This window comes from Protofrankia sp. CiP1_Cm_nod2 (assembly GCF_920664355.1).
Taxonomy (GTDB): Bacteria; Actinomycetota; Actinomycetes; order Frankiales; family Frankiaceae; genus Protofrankia.
Window position 1 is genome coordinate 1 of the sequence record NZ_CAKKTL010000396.1, and the last position, 517, is coordinate 517.

The following is a 517-nucleotide window of genomic DNA, read 5'->3' on the forward strand; positions in this document are numbered from 1 at the left end:
GCGCTGCGCGGGCACCAGGTCCGGCTGGCCGAACGCGGCGGCACGCTCGGCGGCGCGCTGCGGGCCGCCGCGGCCGGGCCGGGCCGCACCCGGCTGGCCCTGCTCACCGACTGGCTGGTGGCGCAGTGCCACCGGCTGCGGGTGCAGGTCGACCTCGGGACCGAGGTGACCGCCGACGATCTCGACGCGGCTGTCGCGGACGGCTGGGACGTCCTGCTCACCACCGGGTCCCGGCCCGTGCCCGGCCGTTACGGGCCGGCCGGTGCCGATGATGCTGCCGCTCTCACCACCGGTGCCGGTGCTGCCACCGGTGGTGAGAGCGGTGTCGCCGATGGCAGCGGCAACGCGGGCGACGTCGACGGCGGGCGCGCTCCCGCCGAGGAGGGCGGCGCCGACAGCGAAGCCGCCACCGGCGTCGGCGTCGGTGACAGGGCCGGCGTCGGTGACAGGGCCGGCGACAGGGCTGGCGACGGAGGCGGCGCTGCTGAGGGGGGCGCCGCCGAGGAGCGTCCCGGCG

1 pseudogene is annotated in these 517 nt (G+C 79.1%); it reads left to right on the forward strand.

The features are described from left to right. Positions 1-517, forward strand: a pseudogene (locus NBW84_RS23880) (NADH:flavin oxidoreductase); the annotation flags it as partial.